Origin of the sequence: Burkholderia territorii (assembly GCF_001718335.1) — a bacterium.
Taxonomy (GTDB): Bacteria; Pseudomonadota; Gammaproteobacteria; order Burkholderiales; family Burkholderiaceae; genus Burkholderia; species Burkholderia territorii.
The window spans coordinates 247,743-269,924 of record NZ_CP013365.1; the positions used below are offsets into that span (position 1 = coordinate 247,743).

A 22,182-nucleotide genomic window follows, 5' to 3' on the forward strand; every position below is an offset into this window, starting at 1 on the left:
TGCCGCGGGCTAACAAGCTTTCATCGAGCAACCCGGAAGATGTTTCTTCTGGATGTCGCATCAGTTGCTGTTGGTCTTGCTCTTGCTTACTCAGTCGTTTTCCTTTCTGCATCCGTTGCCGCCGCCGTTCCCTTGCCACTTCCACTCATCGCTGCGCTTATTGTGCTCGTCAACTGCTTCAAAGGAAAGGAAGTGGACGAGTGGCTGGAGCGATGCTCTTTGGGCTGAAGGAGGCCGAGGACCGCTTCCCGACGTGGGCTGAGGGCCAAAGGCATTTATGCGATGCTTGCATGATGGGGAAAAGAGATGGCATTTGATGGACTCTCGTGGTACCGCCTGAATCGGCCGGTCAGCGAGGAAGAACAGGCTGCTCGCCTCGCAATCGGACAGCCTGCGTCTGACACGCCCAAGGATGACCGTTCCGTATTCTCGATGAGCGATACTTGTCTTGAGGTTCGCAATGGAACCTACTCGGAGAAGGGCTGGGGGGTTTTTGCCTTTATGCTGCCAGGGCTCGGCTCGTTGGCATTCACGGCGGCCCTACTCTGGATGCTGACTCATGTACCTCCAATCTACGAGCAGCGAGGGCAGCTTGGGCTTGTCTATGGTGGGTTCGGCTTTTTCCTGTTTGTCGGGCTTTGCTTCTCGGGGCTTGGGATTTGGGCATTGACGCGCGACTGTTTCAACTACACCAGCAAACCCGTCCGCTTTGACCGGCGTAACCGGATGATTCATGCATTCAAGCACAATGGCCCCGGCGGGGTTGTATCAGTACCCTGGGATAGTGCCTTCCTGTACGTTGAACGCAAACCCAGAAAGGGCCTCGCGCGCACCACGCCGCGTATGGTTCGCTGCCTTGTTCTTGACGACAAGGGACTGGTTAAGGACACGTTTTCGGTAGGAACACGAGTCGTCTTGGCATTCGATGAGAGCAGTGTGGGAGGCCAGGAGGTCATGAAAATCCTTTACCAGGACTTCGAGTTCTACCGACGCTTTATGGAGGAAGGTCCCGCTTCCGTGCCGCCCGTGACAGAGTTTCTGCCGAGGGGGGCTTCCCTGCGCAATTCGCTTAGGTTGAATTTTGTAGGCTGGTCTGCTCTTACTAACTCGCGCAATCCGATGGTATGGCTAGTAATGGGGATTGGCGCACTTCCAGCATTCATTTTCTCCCTGATGCAGTGGTTCGCCCAACTGACTTGCCGCGAACCTGTGTGGCCCGAAAATATCGAACGGGCATGCAATGCCGAGGCTCCGTCCAAGGGGCTTCCTGTATGAGCCGACGATTCATTCGTGAGGGCGATAAGACCGACCGCAACGGTGTTGTGGTTGACGGTATCGCTGGGACCTCATTGCAAGGCCAACCTTTCGCTTATCTAGGCGCCCCGGTTCAGTGCCCCACCTGTGGCACGACAGGCATCATCATAAGCGACGGCTCCCCACGTGAGATGACGATGATGGGTAAGCAGGTCGCATTGGAGAACGACTTGTGCCAGTGCAAGTGTGAGCCGTTGCCGAAGTTGATTGCATCGCAGACTTTGGGCTCGATAAAGACATGACGGCTCGCGGTGGATGGGCGAAGGCTGACGCTGCGCTTCGCCGATGTTATGAGGCACCACTGCTCTAATCGTTTTGCTTAAGGCCAAACTACTCAGACTGTCCCCTGACGGCGTCTCGACAAAATCGGATTTCGTGGAGTGTTACCCTCACTCCACCGTCACCGACTTCGCCAGATTCCTCGGCTTATCGATATCCGTGCCCCTCGCCAACGCCGCGTGATAAGCCAGCAACTGCATCGGCACCGTATGCAGAATCGGCGAAAGCGGCCCGTAGTATTCATTCAGCCGAATCACCTCGATCCCGTCACTCGGCACGAGCCCGCAGTCCACATCCGCGAACACGAAAAGCCTGCCGTTCCGCGCACTGACCTCGTGCATGTTCGACCGGAGCTTTTCCAGCAGCACGTCATTCGGCGCCACCGCAATCACCGGCATTTCATGACTGACCAGCGCCAGCGGCCCGTGCTTCAACTCCCCGGCGGGATAAGCCTCCGCATGGATGTACGAAATCTCCTTCATCTTCAGCGCGCCTTCGAGCGCGATCGGATAATGCATCCCGCGCCCGAGAAACAGCATGTTGTCGCGTCGCGCGAGCAACTCCGACCAGCCCATGATCTGCGGCTCCAGCGCGAGCACCTTCGATATCGCATCGGGCAGATGCCGCAGCGCGCGCAAGTGCTTCTTCTCCTCGTCATCGCTCAGTCGCCCGCGCACCTGCGCCAGTGACAGCGTCAGCAAGAACAACGCAACGAGTTGCGTGGTAAAGGCCTTCGTCGAAGCGACCCCGATCTCGATTCCCGCACGCGTGACGAACTGCAGCGCGCATTCGCGCATCAGCGCGCTTGTCGCGACGTTGCAGATCGCGAGCGTATGCATCATCCCGCGCTGCTTCGCGACATGCACGGCGCCGAGCACGTCGGCCGTCTCGCCGCTCTGCGACACCGCGACGACCAGCGTGCGCGGATTCGGCACGCTGTCGCGATAGCGAAACTCGCTCGCGATCTCGACGCTCGCCGGCAGCTTCGCGATGCTCTCGATCCAGTACTTCGCGGTCAGCGCCGCGTGATAACTGCCGCCGCACGCGAGCAGCAATACCGAATCGACGTCGTTGAACACGCGCCATGCGCCATCGCCGAACAGCTCGGGCATGATCGACGCGACGTCGAGCAGCGTATCGGCCACTGCCTGCGGCTGCTCGAAGATTTCCTTCTGCATGTAATAGCGATACGAGCCGAGCTCGGCCGCGCCGCTGTGCGCGGCGACCCGTTGCACCACGCGCTCCACGCGCTGGCCGGCCGCATCGACGATCCAGTAGCGATGCAGCTGGATATCGGCAACGTCGCCGTTCTCCAGATAGGCGATGCGATCGGTGACGCCCGACAACGCGATCGCATCCGATGCCAGGAAATTCTCGCCATCGCCGACACCGACGACGAGCGGCATCCCGTCGCGCGCACCGACGATCCGGTGCGGCTCGTCGCGGCACATCACCGCGATCGCATAGCTGCCGCGCAGTCGCGCGACCGCGCGGCGCACCGCGTCGAACAGGTCGCCGTCGTACAGATGATCGATCAGATGCGCGATCGCTTCGCTGTCGGTCTGGCTCGCGAATACATAGCCGTGCGCCTGCAATTCCGCGCGCAGTTGATCGCAGTTCTCGATGATCCCGTTGTGCGACAGCGCGATGCGCGCGTTGTCGTCGCTCGGCGAGAAGTGCGGGTGCGCGTTGAGCGTGACGGGCGCGCCGTGCGTTGCCCAGCGCGTATGGGCGATGCCGGTGTAGCCGGACAGCGCGTGCGCGGCGATCTCACGCTGCAGGTTGGCGACGCGCTCGACGCTGCGCGCGCGTGCCAGCGCACGGTCGCGATAGACCACGACGCCGCACGAGTCGTAGCCGCGGTATTCGAGCCGCTTCAGGCCCTCGACGAGGTTCGGCAGGATGTCCCGCTGGGCAACCGCCCCGACAATTCCACACATATCGCGCTCCGTAAATGTCCTGTCTGGATCCGTGACAGCGATGGTAGGGGCGGTCGATTGGAATTAAATTTCAAAATATGTGCAGAAATGAAAACAACGGCATGCCGTGTATCATGTTGAAATTAAATTTCACGTCATGACCGAAAGGAGTTGCCGATGGCCGGCATCACGCTCGACGATCTCGACCTGCGCATTCTCGCGATCCTGCAGGACGACGCATCGGTGTCGAACCTGCAACTCGCCGAGCGCGCGCTGTCGTCGCCGCCGACCTGCATGCGCCGCGTGCGGCGGCTGACGGAAGCGGGCGTGATCCGCCGGCAGGTCGCGGTGCTCGATCCGGTCGCGATCGGCACGACCGTCACGGCCTTGATCGAAATCAGCCTCGACCGGCAGACGGCGGAAGACTACGACGCGTTCGAGGCCTACGTATGCGCGGAGCCGGCGGTCACGCAGTGCTACCGCGTGTCGCCGGGGCCGGATTTCGTGGTGGTGGCCGATCTGGCCGACGTCGCCGAATACGACGCGTTCGCGCGGCGGCTGTTCACCGGCGCATCGAACGTCCGCAACGTGCGGACGTTCTTCTCGACGCATCGCTCGAAGTTCGAGGCGAACGCGCGGGTCACGCACGCGATGCGCAAGCGCGGCAACGACTAGGCCACACGACGCGCGCGACAGCTACACGCGCGACGTCAGAAAGCGAACGCCTGCTGAGTCGGATGGCGTTCCCCGCGCGCGAACCCGGCGCCTTCGAGCGACAGCAATGCACGCTTGCGCTCGATGCCGCCCGCATAACCGGTCAGGCTGCCCGACGCACCGATCACGCGATGGCACGGCACCATGATCGACACGGGATTGCGGCCCACCGCGCCGCCGACGGCGCGCGCGGCACTCATCGGTAGTCCGATACGTTCGGTGATGTCGCCGTACGACACGAGTTCGCCGAACGGAATCGCGAGCAGTTCCTTCCACACGCTGCGCTGAAACGCGGTGCCGCGCAGGTGAATCGGCACGGAGAAGGTCTCGCGCACGCCGGTGAAGTATTCGGCGATTTCTTCGGCGACCTTGCGCGCGAGCGGCGACGCGTTGCGTGCGCCGCCGGTCGCATCCGGCGCGATCGCGAGGGACGGATAGTATTTCTGGCCGACGAAGAAGAGGCCCGTCAACGCATCGTCTTCGATACGGATGGCGATGTCGCCCAGCGGGCTCGGCGTCAAAAAGGCGGGAGTCATCGCGAAGCTTCTCCATGAAGGCGCCACACATGCAGTGCGGCATACGCGCGCCATGGCGCCCAGCGCGCCGCAGGCGGCGCCGACGATGCGGTGCGCGCACGCTCGGTGGCGCAGCCAAGCGGGGCGGACCATGCATCGTCCGCGGGGAACGCGTTCGGCCAGGCCATCGCACGCATCGCGACATATTGCACCGCGCGTTCGTCGAAGCCGGGCAGTGCGCGCAACGCATCGAGCGTCGCATCGAGCGGTGCCATCGGCTCGAGCGCGAGCGTGCCGTCGGCGACTGCACGTGCCAGTGACACGATTGCCCGTGCCGCATCGCGCGTCACGCCGATTGCTTCGAGCGCTGCCGGCGGCACGCTCGCCAGCGTCGCGGCAGAAGGCAACGCACGCGCAAGCGCCGGCGGTGCGTGGTCGATTGGCGTGCCGAAACGTTCGGCCATGCGCGCGAGCATCGCGCCTGCTTGCGTCGCCGCCAATCGTTCGCCCGCAATCGCACGAATCGCGATCTCGAGCCCGTCGAACGCGCCGGGCACGCGCAGGCCGGGTGAGCCGTCCGCGAGTTCTCCAAGATGCGCGTCGATCACGTCGGGGCGGCTGTCGAGATCGAACAGCCGCCGCACGCGCGCGAGCACGGCAGGCACGACGGGCGTGAGCGCGGGCGACACGGTCACCGCGAGCGCGAACCGTTGCGGCATATGCGTGACCGACAGCCATCCCGTCACCGGCGCGTTACCGTGCCCGTCAGACAGCGCGACGGCGCGCGCATAACCGTGCGCATCGATCCGCTCGACGCCGTCGATCTGGCGCGGCGCGAGAAAGCGCATCAACTCGTGCCACGCGAACGGCGGCCGGTACGGCAGCGGGAAGGTCATGTCGCCGCTGGCGGATGCGCCGGCGCCCTTGCGCAAGCGCCGCGGATTGAGGCCGTAGCGTTGGCGGAACAAATCGTTGAAGCGTCGCACGCTGCCGAACCCGGCGGTCGACGCGACCACGGCCACGGGCAGCGCGGTATCGGTCAGCAGACGCTTGGCCGTCAGCAGCCGGTGCGTCTGCGCGAATTCGACGGGCGACACGCCGAACTGAGCGGCGAAGATTCGGCGCAGATGGCGCTCGGTCACGCCGACCCGCTGCGCGAGCGCATCGACGGAATGCTCGTTCAGGAAGCCGTTCTCGATCAGCGACGCGCTCGCGGCGGCGAGATTGCCGGACAGGTCGAGCAGGCCGTGGCCGGGTGCGAGTTCGGGGCGGCACCGCATGCAGGGCCGAAAGCCGGCTTTCTCCGCGGCCGCGGCGGTCGGGTAATAACTGCAGTTGCGCGCCTTCGGCGGCTTCACCGGACAAACGGGGCGGCAATACACGCCCGTGGTCGACACGCCGACGAAGAACCAGCCGTCGAAGCGGCGGTTCCGCGAAAGCAGCGCGTCGTAGCAGGTGTCCGGATCGAGTTGCATGAGGCGACTGTAACCCATCCTCGCTGCCGATTCTGGCTGGAATCGGACATGTGTATCGACACACCGGCGAGCGTCATGGCCCCGTTTTCCCTCCGCGGGAAAATCCCGAAAAAACGGTTAATGCCACTCTGCGAAACAGTCGTCTCTTTTTGCGCGCCTCATTTTGAGATGACTCATCGAAATCCCGGACTGACAACGCACGGGCCGGCATCCTATTCTTTGAAAAACGTTTTCCAGATTTCGACGGACGAGCGGCCGCGCCACGCAAGCGGCGACAACCGCCGCCCGCCCCGGCGCCCGTCGCCGGTCCCGGACAGACAACATCCAGCGGCGGGGCGGGCGCGGCCGCGCATCGGAGACACTCATGCAATCTGCCGTCGTCGGCGCGGTCCGCGCGGCCGCCAGCCGCTATCGCTGGACCGTCTGTGCGCTGCTGTTCTTCGCGACCGTCATCAACTACATGGATCGACAGATCCTCGGCCTGCTCGCGCCGATGCTCCAGCACGACATCGGCTGGAGCCAGGTGCAGTACGGCCGCATCGTGATGGCGTTTTCCGCGTTCTACGCGATCGGCCTGCTCGGCTTCGGACGCATCGTCGACTGGCTCGGCACGCGCATCTCGTATGCGGTCGCGATGCTGGTGTGGAGCATCGCGGCGATGCTGCACGCGGCGGTCGGCTCGGTGACGGGCTTCGCGGCCGTGCGCGCGTTGCTCGGGATCGGCGAGGGCGGCAACTTCCCGGCGGCAATCAAGACGACGGCGGAGTGGTTTCCGCGTCGCGAGCGCGCACTTGCCACCGGCATCTTCAACTCGGGCGCCAACATCGGCGCGGTGTTCGCGCCTGCGATCATTCCGGCGATCGCGGTGGCCTACGGATGGCGCGCGGCGTTCGTGATCATCGGCGCGATCGGCATCGTGTGGCTCGCGGTCTGGCTGCTGATGTATCGCACGGCCGACACGCGCGCGCTCGCCGCGGAATACGACGAGCCGCGCGACGAAGCCGAAGCGCTCGACGCCGCGAATGCGGATGCAGGCGCGCCGCGCTGGAGCGAGCTGATCCGCAAGCGCGAGACGTGGGCGTTCCTGATCGGCAAGTTCCTGACCGACCCGGTGTGGTGGTTCTACCTGTTCTGGCTGCCGAAGTGGCTCAACGAGTCGCGCGGGATGGACATGCAGCATATCGGCCTGCCGCTCGTGTGCATCTATGCGCTGACGACGGTCGGCAGCATCGGCGGCGGCTGGCTGTCGTCGATGCTGCTGCGCGCGGGCTGGAGCGTGAACCGCGCGCGCAAGACGGCGATGCTGATCTGCGCGTGCTGCGTGCTGCCGATCGCGTTCGTGTCGCAGGTGCAGAGCCTGTGGATCGCGGTGCTGATCGTCGGGCTCGCGGCCGCCGCGCATCAGGGCTGGTCGGCGAACCTGTTCACGACGGCGTCCGATCTGTTCCCGCGCCGCGCGGTCGCGTCGGTGGTCGGCATCGGCGGGATGGCCGGTTCGATCGGCGGCGTGCTGTTCTCGGAAGTGATCGGCCAGGTGCTCCAGCGCACGGGCCACTACTGGGTGCTGTTCGCGATCGGCGCGCTGGCCTACCTGCTCGCGCTGGCGGTCATGCACATGCTCACGCCGAAGATGAAGCCCGCGAAGCTCGACGCCTGATCGCGTGCCGGCAAACGAACGCGCCGCCCGGAGGCGGCGCGTTTTTATTTGCAATGCGTGAAGGCGATGCGATGACGAAGATGCGGCAGACGGCGAACGCGCCGCCGCGCTTCAACCGGCCGCGGCCGTCGACGCACGCATGATCAGCCGCGGCTCGAACGTCGAGTAGCTCGCGTCGGTGCGGCCGGCGAGCGCGTCGATCAGCTTCTGCATCGCGAGCTCGCCCATGTTCTCGCTCTGGATGTCGATGGTGGTGAGCGCGGGTGCCGCATATTCGCCGTACGGCACGTTGTCGACGCCGGCGACCGACACGTCCTGCGGCAACCGGAACCCGAGCGACGCGGCTTCCTTCATGAACCCGAGCGCGATCAGGTCGTTGTAGCAGATCACGGCCTGCGGACGGTGCGGCCCGAGCATCACGCGCGAGCAGGCGCGCTCGCCGGCATCGGCGGTCGGCGCATGCGCGTCGTGCACGTCGAGCGTGAGCCCCGCTTCGGCGAGACAGTCGCGCGCGCCCTGGATCCGCTCGTCGTTCACGCGCGCCGGGCCGAAACCGAGGTACGCGATGCGCGTATGCCCGAGATTGAGCAGATGGCGCGCGAGCATGTACGTGGCGAGCCGGTTGTCGATGCCGACGCTCGGAATCGGCAGGCCGGGGCTGCGGCGCAGCAGCACGAGCGGCTTGTGCAGGTCGAGCATCCAGCCGGCCTGGTCGTCGGGCATCCGCGTGCTGACGATCAGCCCGTCGACGCGCTGCGCGAGCGCCTCGATCAGCGAGCGTTCGCGCGCCTGGTTCTCTTCGGTATCGACGAGCAGCAGCGTGTAGTCGTGCTGGAGCGCGACGCGGTTCGCGCCCTTGACGACGTTCGTGAAGTGCGGGTTGCTGATGTCGAGGATCACGAGACCGATGGTGCGCGTGCGCCCGGTGATCATCGAGCGCGCGAGCGGGTTCGAACGGTAGCCGAGCCGCTCGATCGCTTCCTTGAGCCGCGCTTCGACGGTCGGCGAAAAGCGCTGCGTGCCGTTCACGTACTTGGACACCGTCGCGACCGACACACCGGCTTCCGCCGCCACGTCGCGGATCGTCGGGGAAACTTTTTTCATCGGAAGGGTAACGTTTTCGTTCGATTGCACCGGATTGTGGCAGAAAAAGCCGGCATCCGGCCACCGGCCGATATCGGGAAAATGCGGATGATTCCGGACGGCTCCGGCCATTGACGTTCGGCTTTTGTCCCGCGTATAGTTGGAAAACGTTTTCCGATTCGGTTGGATTCGGGCGACGTCCAGCACACAACAGAACAGATTCAAGGAGATTCGATGAACGCCACATCCACCGGCGCACGCAAGCCGTTCGGGCGCCTGCTGCTGACCGGCGCGGCCGGCAACCTCGGCCGTCAGGTGCGCGGCGCGCTGGCGAACTGGGCCGACGTCGTGCGCGTGAGCGACATCGCCGCGCTGGACGACGCGGCGCCTCACGAAGAAATCCGGGTCGTCGATCTGGCGGACCGGCCGGCGGTGATGGCGCTCGTCGACGGCGTCGACGCGATCGTCCACCTCGGCGGCATTTCGGTCGACGCGCCGTTCGACGATCTCGTCGATGCGAACATCACCGGCACGTACAACCTGTACGAAGCCGCGCGCAAGCACGGCGTGAAGCGCGTCGTGTTCGCGAGCTCGAACCATGCGATCGGTTTCCATCCGGTCACGGAAGTGCTCGATGCCGATTCGCCGCAGCGTCCGGACAGCCTGTACGGCGTGACGAAGTGCTTCGGCGAGTCGCTGTCGCGCTATTACTTCGACCGCTTCGGGATCGAGACGGTGTGCCTGCGGATCGGCTCGTCGTTCGAGGCGCCGAAGAATCCGCGCATGATGGTGACGTTCCTCAGCTATCGCGACCTCATCGAGCTCGTGCGCTGCTCGCTGCTGACGAACCGCGTCGGACACGTGATCGTCTACGGCGTGTCGGACAACCCGGTGAAATGGTGGGACAACACGAAGGCGGGCTTCCTCGGCTACCGGCCGCAAGACAGCTCCGAGCAGTTCGCCGGCCTGTTCCCGGTGACGGCGCCGACTGCCGACTACGACGATCCCGCGCAGCGCTACCAGGGCGGCGGGTTCGTCGTCGGCGAGCCGATGGAGCGCAACGCGAAGTAAGCCGCGCAGGCGGCGGCGTCGCGGATCAGCGCAGGATGTCCGTGGCCTTGTGCCGCTCGTCCACGCCGTCGATCAGGATCAGCGGGCCGCTCGCGTGCCGTGCGCGCAGCGGCTGGATTTGCTGGTACGCATCCGATTCGTACCACGCGCGCGCCGTAGCGAGATCGGGAAACGCGATCGCGATCAGGTCGCCGCGCCACACGCCTTCGCGCACGTCGGGCCGTGCGCCGTGAATCACGAAATGACCGCCGAACGGCGCAAGCGTGCCGTCGATGCGTTCGAGATATTCGACGATGTCGTCGCACATGTCGACGTCGTGCAGGTGGGCGATGGCGTAGGCGGTCATGGCAGGCTCCTTGGCGTCGACGCGATGGGTCGATCGATGAAGCCATGATCGGCGCCAGGGCGGCGCGCGTCGATTACCTCCGACGTAAGCAAATCCGCGTCGACGTGCGCGAAGCCGGCCGCATGCCGCACGTCACGGATATCGACGTCGCCACGCGCTTATGCGCTTATGCGTTTACGCGCGCTTGCGCATCGGCCGCGCGCGCGGCACAGGTGCCGGCTCCGGCTCCGACCCGGCCGTTTCCTTGCACAGCTTGTCGAGCATGCGCTGCGCGGCGCCCGCGCAATCCTCGCCGGCGGGTTTGTTCGCGATTTCGTCGATCAGCGCCTGCAGGTTGCGCCGGTTCTGCGCGAGCCGCTGTTCGAGCAGCGCGATTTCGTCGACCTTGTGCCGCAATGTCTGCAGCAGTTCGTCGCGCGGCCACGCGCCGAGATCGGGCGGCAGCACCGCGCGGATCTCATCGAGCGTGAAGCCCGCGCGCTGCGCGCGGTCGATGATCGCGAGCCGCGTCAGCGCTTCCGGCCCGTATTCCCGATAACCGTTCGCCTGCCGGCGCGCCGGTTCGAGCAGGCCGCTCGCTTCGTAGAAGCGGATGCGCGATGCCGCGATGCCACTGGTTCGAGCGAGCTCTCCAATCTTCATCCTCATGCTCCAGAGGGGCTTGACCTTGAAGCTGACTTTAAAGTTATGGTTGGGCATCGTCAATCGAGGAAGTCCACCATGAACCTGTTTGCGCCTCTCACCCTGCCCAACGGCGCGGTGATCCCGAACCGGCTCGCCAAGGCCGCGATGGAAGAGAACATGGCCGATGCGGACCACGCGCCATCCGACGCGTTGCTGCGCCTGTACCAGGCGTGGGCCGACGGCGGAGCGGGCCTGATCCTCACGGGCAACGTGATGGTGGACGGCCGCGCGATGACGGGCCCGAACGGCGTCGTGCTCGACAGCGACGCGCATCTCGACCGCTTCCGGCGGTGGGCGCAGGTCGCGCGTTCCGGCGGCGCGCACGTGTGGATGCAGATCAACCATCCGGGCCGGCAGATGCAGGCGGCGCTCGGCCAGACGACGCTCGCGCCGTCGGCCGTGCCGCTCGCGCTCGGCGCGCTGTCGAAGCAGTTCCCGGTACCGAAGGAGATGACGGAAGCCGACATCGCCGACGTGCGGCAGCGCTTCGTGCGCGCCGCGCAGCTTGCCGAGCAAAGCGGCTTCACCGGCGTGCAGATCCATGCGGCGCACGGTTATCTGCTGAGCCAGTTCCTGTCGCCGCTGACGAACCGCCGGCAGGATGCATGGGGCGGCAGCATCGAGCACCGCGCGCGGCTGCTGCTGGAGATCGTGCGCGCGGTGCGCGCGACGGTGTCGCCGGCATTCGTCGTGTCGGTGAAGCTGAATTCGGCGGACTTCCAGCGCGGCGGCTTCAGCGCGGACGATGCGAAGCGTGTCGTCGAACTGCTGAATCCGCTCGGCGTCGACCTCGTCGAGCTGTCGGGCGGCAGCTACGAAGTGCCGGCGATGCAGGGCGAGGCGCGCGACGGGCGCACGCTGGCCCGCGAAGCGTATTTCCTCGAATTCGCGCGCGACATCATGGCCGTCGCGGCCATGCCGCTGATGGTCACGGGCGGGATCCGGCGCCGCGCGGTCGCCGAACGGGTGGTGGCCAGCGGCGTGGCGATGGTCGGCATCGCGACCGCGCTGTCGATCGAGCCGAACCTGCCGCGCGACTGGCAAGCCGGCAAGGACAGCGCGCCGGCGCTGCAGCCGATCCGGTGGAAGAGCAAGGCGCTGGGTGCGCTGGCGAACATGGCCGTCGTGAAGTTCCAGCTTGCGCGGTTGAGCGTCGGGCGGCGCACGCATCCGCGCGTGTCGCCGCTGCGCGCGCTGGTGTCGCAGCAACTCGCCGCGCAATGCCAGACGCGGCGTTACCGCAAGTGGATGGCGGGGCGGGTAGCGCGCTAGCCGCGCACGCGCGGCGTCGGGCTGCCCGATGCGCGCTCACACCGGATACGCGTCGTCTACCTTCAGGTTCGCGAGCCGGAACAGCGTGCGCAGCGTCTGCGGATGAATGTCCCGACGCGCGGCGAGCGACGTCAGCATGAAGTCGAGGACCTTCGCGTAACGCAGCAGCACGAGGCAGCGCGCGAGATCCGCGTTGCCGCCGCGCATGCTTTCCGCGTAGTTGACCATCTGGGTCGAGAGCGTGCGTGCCATCTCGAGTTCCATCTGCTGTTTTTCCGTCCATTCGGGCTGCGGCTGTTCGAGCAGTTTCGCGAGAAAGATCTGGAACGACGTATCGGATGAGTTGGGCAGCGCATCCATGAAGAGCCTCATACTTTGCGTGGATCGTTCGGCCGTGTCCGGTGCCGGGCCGCGATCCGGGTTCATGTCCGCGCCAAGCGTCGGCGCGATTGTCATCCGACGGGAATGCAGATTCCGTACCAGCCCGGCGATCCGAGTGTTGAGCAATGTTGACGCGGCGTGCGGCAGCGGCCATTGCGCCCCGCCGATACTGGCTTGCACGGAAAATCGAGAAGGGTGTCGATTCGCCGGGTGCGACCGCGTGCGGCAGCGCGACCGGGGCCGGGCGAATGAAATGCTTCAGCGATGTAACGTAACGCCGGGCTGAAACCGGCCGCGTGTTTCGGCCAACGCGTCGGCGCAATGCCGGGCCCGTGTGTGCCGGTGCCGCTCACGGCGCGTCGCCCAAGTCGGGGCGGTCTCGCGCGGCGAGCCGCGGCCTCATCCGCGTCGCGATGAACGCTTACCACGCATGCGCCGGATGTTTCATATCCGAGACGTCTCGTGCACGGCACACCGGATGCGTACGCAACCTGTGTAACGCCCGCCGCCCAACTGGCCCAGCGAATAACCGGAGAACTGTCCATGGGCAGCCGCGCGGTGTTTGCGAACAATCACCACATCATCTCCGCGAGGTTCGACATGAGCGTCCACGCCTTCTTCTCGGCCAATCTGCTGCTGGCCTACACGGCCTATTTCGTCGGGACGGCCAGTCCCGGCCCGAGCAATCTCGCGATCATGTCGGTCGCGGCGAACCACGGCCGCAAGGCGGCGCTCGTATTCGCGCTCGGCGTCATCTCGGGCTCGCTGTTCTGGGCGACGGTGGCCGCGCTGGGCGTGTCGGCCGCGCTGCTCGCGTGGTCGAAGCTGCTGGTCGCGATCAAGCTGTTCGGCGGCGTGTACCTGCTGTGGCTCGCGTTCAAGTCGGGCCGCACCGCGTGGTCGGCCAAGGCGGCCGCCACGCCGAACGCGACCGCCGATCGGAAGCTGTCGCGCTTCTATGCGCGCGGCGCGATGCTGCATCTGACGAATCCGAAAGCCATCCTGGTGTGGGTGTCGATCGTCGCGCTGTCGTCGAACGGCGCGGGCGCGTCGCATGGCGCGGTGGTGCCGGGTTGCATCGCGATCGGATGCCTGGTGTTCGGCGGCTATGCGCTGGTGTTCTCGACGGACGGCGCCCGCCGGCTGTACGTGCGCGGCCGCCGCGCGATGGAAGCATGCCTCGCGGTGGTGTTCGGTGTGGCGGGGATCCGGTTGCTGACGTCGAACACGTGAACGGGCAACGCGCCCGCGTGCAGTGGGACGAACGGTCCGCCGCGCGACCACGCGGCGGACCGCTTCCGCGCTTCAGAAAATGAAGCCCGTGTTGATGAACTTCGAGTAGTGATCCGACACGATCGAATCGAGCAACTGCTTGCTGCCGTCGGTCTGCTTCGCCGCGACCATCGAGCGGATCGAGAACGCGCGCAGCGCGTCGGTCACCGACAGCGTGCCCTCGGCCGAATCCTTGCGCCCCGCGAACGGGAACACGTCCGGCCCGCGCTGGCACTGGCAGTTGATGTTCACGCGGCACACCTGGTTCACGAGCGGATCGACGAGCGCGCCGATCTGCGCCGGATCGGAACCGAAGATGCTGACCTGCTGGCCGTGCTCCGACGTCGTCACGTAGTCGAGCGCGGTTTCCACGTCGTCGAACGGCGCGACCGGGATGATCGGCCCGAACTGTTCCTCGCGATACAGCTTCATCCCCTCGGTGACCGGATACACGACCGCCGGGTAGAACAGCGTCTTGCTGAATTCGCCGCCCGAATGGTTGACGACCTGCGCGCCCCTGGCCTTCGCGTCGTCGATCGCGTCGGTCATGTACGCGGTGCGGTGCATGCCCGGCAGCGGCGTGATGCTGACGCCTTTCTCCCACGGCATGCCGATCTTCAGCTGTTCGAGCGCGGCGGTGAAGCGCTTCAGGAATTCGTCGACGATCGAGCGGTGCACGAGCAGCATCTTCAGCGCGGTGCAGCGCTGGCCATTGAACGACAGCGCGCCGAGCAGGCACTCCTTCACGGTCAGGTCGAGATCGGCATCGGGCAGCACGATCGCCGCGTTCTTCGCATCGAGGCCGAGAATCGCGCGCAGCCGGTGCGACTTCGGATGCTGCTTCTTCAGATGATCGGCGACCTTGCTCGAGCCGATCAGCGCGAGCACGTTGATCTTGCCCGACGCGAGCATGTGCGGCACGACCACCGCGCCCGGCGCATAGATCGTGTTGATCACGCCTTTCGGGAACGCATCACGGAACGCGTCGAGCAGCGGCTCGAACAGCAGCGTGCCGTACTGCGGCGGCTTGAACACCACGGTGTTGCCCATCAGCAGCGCGGGAATCAGCGTCGCGAACGTTTCGTTCAACGGATAGTTGTACGGGCCCATGCACAGCACGACGCCGAGCGGCGTGCGGCGGATCTGGCCGATCGTGCCTTCCGCGATCACGAAGCGCGAGTTCGCGTTGTCGAGCTCCTTCAGCGCGTCGATGGTCTGCGTCATGTACGTGACGGTGCGGTCGAACTCCTTCTGCGAATCGGCGAGGCTCTTGCCGATCTCCCACATGATCAGGTTCACGACGAGCTCGCGCTGCGCGACCATCCGCTTGATGAAGTCCTGCATGCATGCGATGCGCTGCTCGACCTTCATCGTCGGCCATTCGCCGCGGCCGGAATCGTACGCGCGCACCGCGGCGTCGAGCGCCGCATCGCTTTCCGTCTCGCCCATCACCGGATAGCTGCCGATCTCCATCTGCGCGACGCTGCCGTCCGGCTGGCGCACGCACACGGGTGACAGCACGGTCTTGGTCGCGCCGTCCCACGGGCGCAACTCGCCGTCGACCAGCGACACGCGCTGGTGGATCGGCGCGGCGAGCCGGAATTCGGCGGGAATGTCTTGATAGGCGGGAAACAGCTGCTGCAGGGAGGCGGAATCGGGCATGACGGTCTCGTTTGACGGGGTGTCCGGGAAGGACGGGCGATGCGGAATCCTGAGCTGAACGATCCTCGATCCTGAATCGGCATGATGACGCGCGCACGACGCGGCGTCACGCGACGGCATGGCCGAAACGCGGAATGGAACCAGTTCCATTTAAAAGGAACGCCGAACCGAATGCAAGATTTGCCGAATGCTGCCGCGCGTTGCGTAAGGTTTTTGTATGACTTTGTCGGAATCCTGGATATAAGCGGTTTGCTGCATGCGCAAACGTTTCACTTTGGCCGGATTGCGCGGATAATGGCCGAGCGCGGTGAAGTAGAAAAATGCCCCGGAACCTGAGAGATCACACGCAGTGAAGAAAGAGAGAAGGTCCGCCGCGCTGCCGATGCGAGGTCGGCTGCCCGGAGCGCCGGGTCGGGGTTGCCCGGCCCGGCGCGCACCGGACCTTCCGCGAGCAGCGATTCCCGTTTCCGCCATCGCGTAGTTCGCGATCCTCTGTCGTCTTTCCGACGTATCCCCGTAGCAGGCCTTCGATCCACGCGGCCATTTCGCGCCGCGCTCGCCTCTATCCTTTCGTTTCAATTACGCCATCGGCGCATTCGCGCGATAAACCGAAGGCAATTTGTCAGGAATCCCCAGTGTCAGCCGGATGTACGTTGCACGAAGGCGACATGTCAAAAATTAACTAATAACGCGAATCATTCGCGTTTAATATTTCGCTCCGTTACGAGCCGTGACGCGTCGTAACGGCGTTTTCCTGACGGGCCTGCCTGCCCGCGCGACGGAGCGATTTCCCTTGTGCCGTCCGTTGTGCGCGCAATGGTGTCCGCACGTCGAATCGCCGGTTCGCGCGGCGGCCGGCGCGTTTGCGCTCACCGTTTTTCCTTCTGCCTTCACTTCCACGATGAAACTCAACAAGAGCGCGTGCCACGCACTTCTGATCGCCTCGACGCTGGCCGGTACACGTGCCGCCTGCGCGCAGGCAAGCGACACCGCGGCGACCCTGCCCGCGATTTCCGTCAACGCGTCCGCCGAGCACGCGTCGTACGACGGCGGTCATTCGCGCGCGGCGACCAAGACCGACATGTCGTTGATGGACGTGCCGCAGACCGTGAACGTCGTGCCGCACGCGGTGATCGAGGATCAGAACGCGACGTCGCTGCAGGATGCGCTGCGCAACGTGCCGGGCGTCGGCTTCTCGGTCGGCGACGGCCAGCGCGACCAGATCACGATCCGCGGCTTCAACAGCATCACGGACCAGTACGTCGACGGCATTCGCGACGATGCGCTTTACTATCGCGACCTGTCGAACGTCGATCGCGTGGAGGTACTGAAGGGGCCGGCCGCCGTGCTGTACGGGCGCGGTTCGGCGGGCGGCATCGTGAATCGCGTGCTGAAGCGGCCGCAGGCGAACCCGGTGAACGACGTGGGCGTGACGCTCGGCACGCGCGGCGAGCGGCGCGGCGAATTCGATCTGGGCTGGAACGCGAACGACGCCGCACGCTTTCGCGTCACCGGCGCGGCCGAGAACTCGAACAGCTTCCGCGACCAGTTTCAGCTCAACCGGCAGGCGATCGCGCCGTCGGCGCAATTCAAGCTCGACCGCGACACGGTGCTGAACGTCGAATTCGACTACCTGCACGATCGCCGCACGTCGGACCAGGGCCTGCCCGCTTACCTCGGCCGGCCGGTCGATGTGCCGATCAATACGTATTACGGTTCGGCCGACGGCGTGAACAGTTCGTACAACGACGTTTCGGCGAAAAGCGCGACGGTGTCGCTCGATCACCGCTTCAACGATTCGCTGTCGTTTCATGGCGCGATTCGCGCGTACGACTTCTCGCTCGAGCGGAAGAACTACGTGACCTACGAGCCGATCAAGACCGCCGCGCACCCGGTCGTCACGCTCGACCAGTCGACACGCCAGCGCACCGATCACGGCATCGACGGGCTGTTCGAACTCACGCAGAAGACGTCGCTGTTCGGCATGCGGCACGAGCTGCTGTACGGGCTCGAGCTGTCGCAGCAGCAGAAATTCGATACGGTCTACAGCGTGTCGAAGGTCGCGACCTACGATCTCTTCAACCCGCAGCCGGTCGTGCTGCCCGGCGTGCCGATCGGCGCGCGCGCGAAGACGAACGCGTCCACCGTCGTCGGGCTCGCGGGCGTGTATGCGCAGGACCTCATCTCGCTCACCGAACACTGGAAAGTGCTCGCGGGCCTGCGCTTCGACTACCTGAACCAGATCCGTCACGACTACACGTCGTCGAACGTCAATCTCGACCGCACCGATCATGCGTGGAGCCCGCGCGTCGGCCTGATCTACGAACCGCTCGACTGGCTGACGCTGTACGGTTCGTTCAGCCAGTCGTTCTCGCCGCTGGCCGACACGCTGATCAGTTCCGGCGCGTTCTCGAACGGCGGCGCGCTCGCGCCGCAGAAGACGACCGCATATGAAATCGGCTCGCGCTTCGACATCGGCGGCAAGGCGACGGCCAGCGTCGCGTTGTTCGACATGCGGCAGACGAACCAGCAGATCGGCGACCCCGCGAATCCCGGCTATGCGTTGCCGATCGGCACGCAGCACGTGCGCGGCGCGGAACTCGGCTTCACCGGCCAGATCGCGCCGAAATGGTCGGTGTATGCGGGCTACGCGTACCTGAACGGCACGGTCGACGGCTCGCCGCAATCGACGGCGGCCGGCCTCACGCTGTCGAGCAATACGCCCGGGCTGATGCCGCGGCACAGTGCCAGCCTGTGGCTCAAGCGCGAGCTGCCGTACGGTTTCTATGCGGCAGCCGGGATGCAGTTCCAGTCGGCCCGCTACACGTCGGCCAGCGATCTGGTCACGCTGCCGTCGTTCACGGTGTTCAATCTCGGCGCCGGTTATCGCAGCAAGAAGGTCGACGTGACGCTCACGCTCGACAACCTGTTCAATCGCCGGTACTTCATTGCCGCGCACGGCAATGCCGATCTGTACAACATGCCCGGCGACCCGCGCACGCTGACCGCCACGGTGAAATGGCACATGTAAGCCCGTCGCCCGCGTCGCCCGCGTCGGCCGCCGCGATCGCGCGGCCGCGCGGTCACTCGACGTCCTCGTCGTCGTCCAGGTCGTCGCCGTGCGCATCGGGAGCCGGCGCCGCATACGCGCTCGCCTGCTCGAGCAGCCAGCCGCGAAACAGCTCCAGCGGCTTGCTGTGGCTCAACTCCGTCGGATACACGAGGTAGTACGCGGAATCGCCGACCGTTGCCGCGTCGCACGGCACGACGAGGCCGAGCTGCTGCAGTTGCTCCTCGACGAAGAACTTCGGCACCAGCGCGATGCCGAGCCCGGCCGCGGCCGCGCTGATCAGCATCGTGTGCAGTTCGTAGCGCACACCCTGCATCGTGCGGATGTCCTCGACGCCGTGCGTCTCGAACCATTGCGCCCACGCGCCGGGACGCGTGGTCGAGTGCAGCAGCGGATACGCGAGCAGATCCTCCACGCGTTCGACCGGCCCGTCGAGCAGCGCGGGCGAGCAGATCGGCACGACTTCCTCGCCGAACAGGTAATCGGACGACGTGCCCGGCCAGGTCGGCTTGCCGTAATGGATCGCGGCCTCGAAGTGCGTGTCCTCGAACGAGAACAGGTCGGTGCGGCTGCCCATGTTCACGCGCACGTCCGGCGTGCGGTCATAGAAGCTCTTGATGCGCGGGATCAGCCAGTGCGACGCGAAGGTCGGCAGCACCGCGAGCTCCAGATAGCCGCCGCCGCTGCCGTGCGCGATGATCGACAGCGTGTCGCGATCGAGCGCCTCCAGCGCGCGCCGCACCTGCGTGCCGTACAGCTTGCCGGCGCGCGTCAGCACGACGCGCTGCTTCACGCGCGCGAACAGCCGCACGCCGAGGCTCGCCTCCAGCGTCGCGATCTGCCGCGATACCGCGCTTTCGGTCAGGAACAGCTCCTTGGCCGCGTGCGTGAAGCTCTCGTGGCGCGCCGCGGCTTCGAAAGCCACGAGCGCACCCATGTTGGGGATCTTGAATTTGCGCATGATGCTCGTTTCGTCTGACGAACGGACCCGCCCGCGGCGGACCGGCGGACGGGTGCGGAGATGGCCGATGATTCCAAAAACTCATTACATCTCAATTTAATCTCGCTTTACGCGCCGCTGCAACCCTTTGAATAATGCTTCCCACGCAAGGCCGGGCGCCCGCTGGGCGGCCGGCAATGCGAATGGCCGGCACGCTTGCCGGCGGTCCCCTGAACACGAGAATCCTGATGCGCAATCCGAATATCGAGAGCCTGCTGACGAAGCTGCTGGGACAGGCGAAGACCGACGCCCTGTTCGCGACCCTGAACATGCCGGCCATTCTCGACGAATGGGAACCCGACGTCGTCACGCGCGCGGAAATCGCGCAGGCGATGAACATGGCGCTGTTCGAAGGGTTGCTCGAGCGTTCGGCGAACGGCCGCGCGTACACCGCCGACGCGATCGAAAACGGCGGCTCGGTCTACTTCGACCACGGCGCGCTGCGCACGGTGCGCTGGCCGCACACGGGCGCGCTGCCGCCGGGCGAAGCCGCGTTCACGCGCATCCTGCGTCCGCTCGGCTTTCGCCTGAACGGCCGCTATCCGCTCGACAAGCTGGGCATGACCGGCCGCGCGTATGCGCATGAAGACGCGCCGGACGAGATCGCGCAGTTCTTCGTCAGCGAACTGCACCCGGAGCGTTTCTCGAAGGAATTCCAGCAGGCGGTGACGAACGTCGTGAGCTCGTCGCGCGATCCGCTGTCGCCGGCGGCCGTCGCGCTTCTGTGGGAGATCGAGCGCGAAGGCTGGCTGCCGCTCGAGGCCGCGCATGCGCTGTTGCCGGAGATCGTCGGTGCATTCGCGCGTCAGCACGACGTGCCGAACGAACTCGATTACGAGACGCTGCTGCTCGAATCGGCCGAAATGGCGTGGATCGCGACCGAAGGCAACGCGTTCAATCATGCGACCGACCGCGTGGCCGACGTGTTCAAGCTGTCCGACGACGAGAAGGCGAAGGGCCGGCCGATGAAGCCGGAGGTCGAACGCTCGCGTTCGGGCCGCGTGTTCCAGACCGCCTATCGCGCGGATATCGTCGAACGCGAATTCCGCACGCGCGATGGCGGCATCGTGAAACGCAACGTGCCGGGCTCGTTCTACGAATTCATCACGCGCCGTCGCACGTTCGACCAGGCGACGCGCCGCTGGGTGACGGACCTGCGTTTCGACGCGGGCAACGCGCAGGGCATCTTCAAGATGACGGCGAACGCGGCGAAGTAAGCGCGATGCAGGCAGACAAACGGGCCGGCGGCTGATGACAGCCGCCGGCCCGTTTGCGCTGGATGGGCGCCGCGCTCGTCAGAACAGGTGCGTGACCAGATAGAACAGCACCAGCACGCCGAGCGGGACGCCCAGCAGCCATGCGATCAGATACTTGCCCATGTCGTGTTCCTCCACGTGGCCGCGATGCGGGACGCATCGCGGCGGGGTGAGACGACCGGCGCGTCAAAGCTCGCGATCGAATTCCCTCAACTGCTTCTCGGCCTCGTCACGCGCGATGCCGTAACGCTCCTGGATCCGGCCGACCAGATAGTCGCGATTGCCTTCCGCGACGGTCAGATCGTCGTCGGTCAGCTTGCCCCACTTGGCCTTCAGCTTGCCGGTCAGTTGCTTCCATTGACCCTTGATCTTGTCTTCGTTCATGGTGTGCTCCTGGAGTAAGGGGAAAAAAGGGCGGCGCTCGGCCGCGGGATATCTCAGGCCTTCGGCTTCAGCCCGGATGCGTCGACGTGCTTCACGCCCTTCACGGAGCGCGTCACGGCGACGGCCTTCTTCACGGCGGTCTTCGACGGCAGCACGCCCGTCAGCGTGACGGCGCCGTCCACCGTCTTCACGCTGATGTCGGTGCTCTTCACACCCTTGGTGGTCGCGAGTTCGGTCTTCACCTTGGTCGTGATCCACGTGTCGGTCACCGGCTGGTCGGAATTCGACGTCATCGTGGTGTCGGTGGACGACGATGCCTGGGTCTGCGCCTGTGCGTTCGTGAGCGGTGCGGCGGCGAGCAGGAAGGCCGCGCTCGCGGCGAGTAGCGTCGAAAGGTGCGAGGTCTTGTTCATTGATGTTCTCCTTCGATTGGCGTGGTGGATGGATGAATCGACGGATGCGGAGCGCGTCGCGCGCTACCGCGCGATCGGCGTGTCGTAGCCCGGCTCGCGCGGCGGCATGTCGGGGCGCGGCACGTCGGGCGGCAGCGGTACCGGCGGATCGGTGCCTGGCGACGGTTCGGGCGGATTGTCCGGGGCCGGCTCCGGTCGCGTCGGATCGGGTGTCTGATGCAGTTTCATCAGGTGATCCTCCTCTGCGGTATGAAAAGGCGGCGCGCGAGCGCCGATGCAGTACCAGCGTACCGGCGCGAATGCACGCGGACATCGCGCAAATTCACTGGATCGGCTAGTGCGTTTGCACGGGAACGCAAGCGCGGGCGGGAACGGAAAATGCGCGGTGATGCGCGCGATGCGGCGCGGCCGGCAC

The 22,182-nt window shown here is 65.5% G+C and carries 23 protein-coding genes; 10 read left to right on the forward strand and 13 right to left on the reverse strand.

The genetic code is table 11. The features are described 5' to 3' along the window. Positions 1-39 precede the first annotated feature (39 nt). From WS51_RS30445 to WS51_RS01205, 3 genes are all read left to right on the forward strand, one after another. On the forward strand, positions 40-228 hold the full coding sequence (locus tag WS51_RS30445) for a hypothetical protein (RefSeq protein WP_230944311.1): 189 nt from the start codon (positions 40-42) through the stop codon (positions 226-228). A gap of 78 nt (positions 229-306) precedes the next feature. Beyond that, positions 307-1,275: a DUF6708 domain-containing protein gene (locus tag WS51_RS01200; RefSeq protein ID WP_060360483.1), complete on the forward strand. Its 969-nt coding sequence runs from the start codon at positions 307-309 to the stop codon at positions 1,273-1,275. Continuing rightward, positions 1,272-1,556, forward strand: coding sequence for a PAAR domain-containing protein (locus WS51_RS01205; protein WP_069228460.1), 285 nt, complete (start codon positions 1,272-1,274; stop codon positions 1,554-1,556). Before WS51_RS01200 ends, WS51_RS01205 begins: the two co-directional genes overlap by 4 nt. Before the next feature lie 147 nt (positions 1,557-1,703). On the opposite strand, the gene glmS is transcribed toward WS51_RS01205, so the two are convergent. Further along, a complete protein-coding gene (gene glmS, locus WS51_RS01210; protein WP_069228461.1) occupies positions 1,704-3,533 on the reverse strand; it encodes a glutamine--fructose-6-phosphate transaminase (isomerizing) in 1,830 nt (609 codons plus the stop codon). Positions 3,534-3,689: 156 nt separating this feature from the next. Between glmS and WS51_RS01215 the strand changes: the two genes are divergently transcribed. Then, positions 3,690-4,187 (forward strand): Lrp/AsnC family transcriptional regulator, encoded by a 498-nt coding sequence (locus WS51_RS01215; RefSeq protein WP_069228462.1) that lies wholly within the window; start codon positions 3,690-3,692, stop codon positions 4,185-4,187. 35 nt (positions 4,188-4,222) lie between these two features. On the opposite strand, the gene WS51_RS01220 is transcribed toward WS51_RS01215, so the two are convergent. Continuing rightward, complete coding sequence (locus WS51_RS01220; RefSeq protein ID WP_060023241.1) at positions 4,223-4,762, reverse strand: methylated-DNA--[protein]-cysteine S-methyltransferase; 540 nt, start codon at positions 4,760-4,762, stop codon at positions 4,223-4,225. Then, positions 4,759-6,234, reverse strand: a complete 1,476-nt coding sequence (locus WS51_RS01225) for a DNA-3-methyladenine glycosylase 2 family protein (protein WP_069228463.1) — start codon at positions 6,232-6,234, stop codon at positions 4,759-4,761. Before WS51_RS01225 ends, WS51_RS01220 begins: the two co-directional genes overlap by 4 nt. Positions 6,235-6,580: 346 nt before the next feature. Between WS51_RS01225 and WS51_RS01230 the strand changes: the two genes are divergently transcribed. Next, positions 6,581-7,873: an MFS transporter gene (locus tag WS51_RS01230; protein ID WP_059452201.1), complete on the forward strand. Its 1,293-nt coding sequence runs from the start codon at positions 6,581-6,583 to the stop codon at positions 7,871-7,873. 111 nt (positions 7,874-7,984) lie between these two features. Here WS51_RS01230 and WS51_RS01235 read toward each other — a convergent pair whose 3' ends face one another. Then, on the reverse strand, positions 7,985-9,088 hold the full coding sequence (locus WS51_RS01235) for a LacI family DNA-binding transcriptional regulator (RefSeq protein WP_059452202.1): 1,104 nt from the start codon (positions 9,086-9,088) through the stop codon (positions 7,985-7,987). A gap of 102 nt (positions 9,089-9,190) precedes the next feature. Here WS51_RS01235 and WS51_RS01240 point away from each other — a divergent pair, with 102 nt between their 5' ends. Further along, the gene (locus tag WS51_RS01240; protein WP_059503986.1) at positions 9,191-10,027 is read left to right on the forward strand and encodes an NAD-dependent epimerase/dehydratase family protein; all 837 of its coding nucleotides are present in this window, start codon (positions 9,191-9,193) and stop codon (positions 10,025-10,027) included. A 25-nt stretch (positions 10,028-10,052) separates the two neighbouring features. Here WS51_RS01240 and WS51_RS01245 read toward each other — a convergent pair whose 3' ends face one another. Next, complete coding sequence (locus tag WS51_RS01245) at positions 10,053-10,373, reverse strand: DUF1330 domain-containing protein (protein ID WP_059799891.1); 321 nt, start codon at positions 10,371-10,373, stop codon at positions 10,053-10,055. A 174-nt stretch (positions 10,374-10,547) separates the two neighbouring features. After that, a complete protein-coding gene (locus WS51_RS01250; protein ID WP_059503982.1) occupies positions 10,548-11,015 on the reverse strand; it encodes a MerR family transcriptional regulator in 468 nt (155 codons plus the stop codon). A 78-nt stretch (positions 11,016-11,093) separates the two neighbouring features. Here WS51_RS01250 and WS51_RS01255 point away from each other — a divergent pair, with 78 nt between their 5' ends. After that, complete coding sequence (locus WS51_RS01255; protein ID WP_059770624.1) at positions 11,094-12,329, forward strand: NADH:flavin oxidoreductase/NADH oxidase family protein; 1,236 nt, start codon at positions 11,094-11,096, stop codon at positions 12,327-12,329. Positions 12,330-12,365: 36 nt separating this feature from the next. On the opposite strand, the gene WS51_RS01260 is transcribed toward WS51_RS01255, so the two are convergent. Next, positions 12,366-12,689, reverse strand: coding sequence for a hypothetical protein (locus WS51_RS01260; protein WP_059452215.1), 324 nt, complete (start codon positions 12,687-12,689; stop codon positions 12,366-12,368). Positions 12,690-13,310: 621 nt separating this feature from the next. On the opposite strand from WS51_RS01260, the gene WS51_RS01265 reads away from it, so the two are divergent. Then, positions 13,311-13,943, forward strand: a complete 633-nt coding sequence (locus tag WS51_RS01265; RefSeq protein WP_059452216.1) for a LysE family translocator — start codon at positions 13,311-13,313, stop codon at positions 13,941-13,943. Positions 13,944-14,015: 72 nt separating this feature from the next. Here the strand turns inward: WS51_RS01265 and WS51_RS01270 are convergent, their stop codons facing one another. Further along, positions 14,016-15,644 carry an NADP-dependent glyceraldehyde-3-phosphate dehydrogenase gene (locus WS51_RS01270; RefSeq protein WP_059503977.1) on the reverse strand — a complete coding sequence of 543 codons (1,629 nt, stop codon included), beginning with the start codon at positions 15,642-15,644 and terminating at the stop codon, positions 14,016-14,018. 150 nt (positions 15,645-15,794) lie between these two features. Further along, entirely contained in the window at positions 15,795-16,223 is a 429-nt protein-coding gene (locus WS51_RS31835; protein WP_155773550.1) for a hypothetical protein, read from the reverse strand. Positions 16,224-16,545: 322 nt separating this feature from the next. On the opposite strand from WS51_RS31835, the gene WS51_RS01275 reads away from it, so the two are divergent. Further along, a complete protein-coding gene (locus tag WS51_RS01275) occupies positions 16,546-18,675 on the forward strand; it encodes a TonB-dependent receptor (RefSeq protein WP_059503975.1) in 2,130 nt (709 codons plus the stop codon). A gap of 52 nt (positions 18,676-18,727) precedes the next feature. Here WS51_RS01275 and WS51_RS01280 read toward each other — a convergent pair whose 3' ends face one another. Then, positions 18,728-19,675 carry a LysR family transcriptional regulator gene (locus WS51_RS01280; RefSeq protein ID WP_059452208.1) on the reverse strand — a complete coding sequence of 316 codons (948 nt, stop codon included), beginning with the start codon at positions 19,673-19,675 and terminating at the stop codon, positions 18,728-18,730. Positions 19,676-19,902: 227 nt separating this feature from the next. Between WS51_RS01280 and WS51_RS01285 the strand changes: the two genes are divergently transcribed. Continuing rightward, positions 19,903-20,931 carry a DUF1338 domain-containing protein gene (locus WS51_RS01285; protein ID WP_059452218.1) on the forward strand — a complete coding sequence of 343 codons (1,029 nt, stop codon included), beginning with the start codon at positions 19,903-19,905 and terminating at the stop codon, positions 20,929-20,931. A 225-nt stretch (positions 20,932-21,156) separates the two neighbouring features. Here the strand turns inward: WS51_RS01285 and WS51_RS01290 are convergent, their stop codons facing one another. The 3 genes from WS51_RS01290 to WS51_RS32405 all read right to left on the reverse strand — a co-directional run bounded on the left by WS51_RS01290 (position 21,157) and on the right by WS51_RS32405 (position 21,995). Further along, positions 21,157-21,354 (reverse strand): CsbD family protein, encoded by a 198-nt coding sequence (locus tag WS51_RS01290; RefSeq protein ID WP_059452209.1) that lies wholly within the window; start codon positions 21,352-21,354, stop codon positions 21,157-21,159. A 53-nt stretch (positions 21,355-21,407) separates the two neighbouring features. Further along, the gene (locus tag WS51_RS01295) at positions 21,408-21,767 is read right to left on the reverse strand and encodes a BON domain-containing protein (protein ID WP_059452210.1); all 360 of its coding nucleotides are present in this window, start codon (positions 21,765-21,767) and stop codon (positions 21,408-21,410) included. A 63-nt stretch (positions 21,768-21,830) separates the two neighbouring features. After that, positions 21,831-21,995: a hypothetical protein gene (locus WS51_RS32405; RefSeq protein WP_167357956.1), complete on the reverse strand. Its 165-nt coding sequence runs from the start codon at positions 21,993-21,995 to the stop codon at positions 21,831-21,833. Positions 21,996-22,182 lie beyond the last annotated feature (187 nt).

What these genes read in the sequence shown, in the direction of transcription:
- WS51_RS30445 (WP_230944311.1), top strand. Translation starts at nt 40, where the DNA reads ATGTTTCTTCTGGATGTCGCATCAGTTGCTGTTGGTCTTGCTCTTGCT.
- WS51_RS01200 (WP_060360483.1), top strand. Translation starts at nt 307, where the DNA reads ATGGCATTTGATGGACTCTCGTGGTACCGCCTGAATCGGCCGGTCAGC.
- WS51_RS01205 (WP_069228460.1), top strand. Translation starts at nt 1,272, where the DNA reads ATGAGCCGACGATTCATTCGTGAGGGCGATAAGACCGACCGCAACGGT.
- glmS (WP_069228461.1), bottom strand. Translation starts at nt 3,533, where the DNA reads ATGTGTGGAATTGTCGGGGCGGTTGCCCAGCGGGACATCCTGCCGAAC.
- WS51_RS01215 (WP_069228462.1), top strand. Translation starts at nt 3,690, where the DNA reads ATGGCCGGCATCACGCTCGACGATCTCGACCTGCGCATTCTCGCGATC.
- WS51_RS01220 (WP_060023241.1), bottom strand. Translation starts at nt 4,762, where the DNA reads ATGACTCCCGCCTTTTTGACGCCGAGCCCGCTGGGCGACATCGCCATC.
- WS51_RS01225 (WP_069228463.1), bottom strand. Translation starts at nt 6,234, where the DNA reads ATGGGTTACAGTCGCCTCATGCAACTCGATCCGGACACCTGCTACGAC.
- WS51_RS01230 (WP_059452201.1), top strand. Translation starts at nt 6,581, where the DNA reads ATGCAATCTGCCGTCGTCGGCGCGGTCCGCGCGGCCGCCAGCCGCTAT.
- WS51_RS01235 (WP_059452202.1), bottom strand. Translation starts at nt 9,088, where the DNA reads ATGGCCGGAGCCGTCCGGAATCATCCGCATTTTCCCGATATCGGCCGG.
- WS51_RS01240 (WP_059503986.1), top strand. Translation starts at nt 9,191, where the DNA reads ATGAACGCCACATCCACCGGCGCACGCAAGCCGTTCGGGCGCCTGCTG.
- WS51_RS01245 (WP_059799891.1), bottom strand. Translation starts at nt 10,373, where the DNA reads ATGACCGCCTACGCCATCGCCCACCTGCACGACGTCGACATGTGCGAC.
- WS51_RS01250 (WP_059503982.1), bottom strand. Translation starts at nt 11,015, where the DNA reads ATGAAGATTGGAGAGCTCGCTCGAACCAGTGGCATCGCGGCATCGCGC.
- WS51_RS01255 (WP_059770624.1), top strand. Translation starts at nt 11,094, where the DNA reads ATGAACCTGTTTGCGCCTCTCACCCTGCCCAACGGCGCGGTGATCCCG.
- WS51_RS01260 (WP_059452215.1), bottom strand. Translation starts at nt 12,689, where the DNA reads ATGGATGCGCTGCCCAACTCATCCGATACGTCGTTCCAGATCTTTCTC.
- WS51_RS01265 (WP_059452216.1), top strand. Translation starts at nt 13,311, where the DNA reads ATGAGCGTCCACGCCTTCTTCTCGGCCAATCTGCTGCTGGCCTACACG.
- WS51_RS01270 (WP_059503977.1), bottom strand. Translation starts at nt 15,644, where the DNA reads ATGCCCGATTCCGCCTCCCTGCAGCAGCTGTTTCCCGCCTATCAAGAC.
- WS51_RS01275 (WP_059503975.1), top strand. Translation starts at nt 16,546, where the DNA reads ATGAAACTCAACAAGAGCGCGTGCCACGCACTTCTGATCGCCTCGACG.
- WS51_RS01280 (WP_059452208.1), bottom strand. Translation starts at nt 19,675, where the DNA reads ATGCGCAAATTCAAGATCCCCAACATGGGTGCGCTCGTGGCTTTCGAA.
- WS51_RS01285 (WP_059452218.1), top strand. Translation starts at nt 19,903, where the DNA reads ATGCGCAATCCGAATATCGAGAGCCTGCTGACGAAGCTGCTGGGACAG.
- WS51_RS01290 (WP_059452209.1), bottom strand. Translation starts at nt 21,354, where the DNA reads ATGAACGAAGACAAGATCAAGGGTCAATGGAAGCAACTGACCGGCAAG.
- WS51_RS01295 (WP_059452210.1), bottom strand. Translation starts at nt 21,767, where the DNA reads ATGAACAAGACCTCGCACCTTTCGACGCTACTCGCCGCGAGCGCGGCC.
- WS51_RS32405 (WP_167357956.1), bottom strand. Translation starts at nt 21,995, where the DNA reads ATGAAACTGCATCAGACACCCGATCCGACGCGACCGGAGCCGGCCCCG.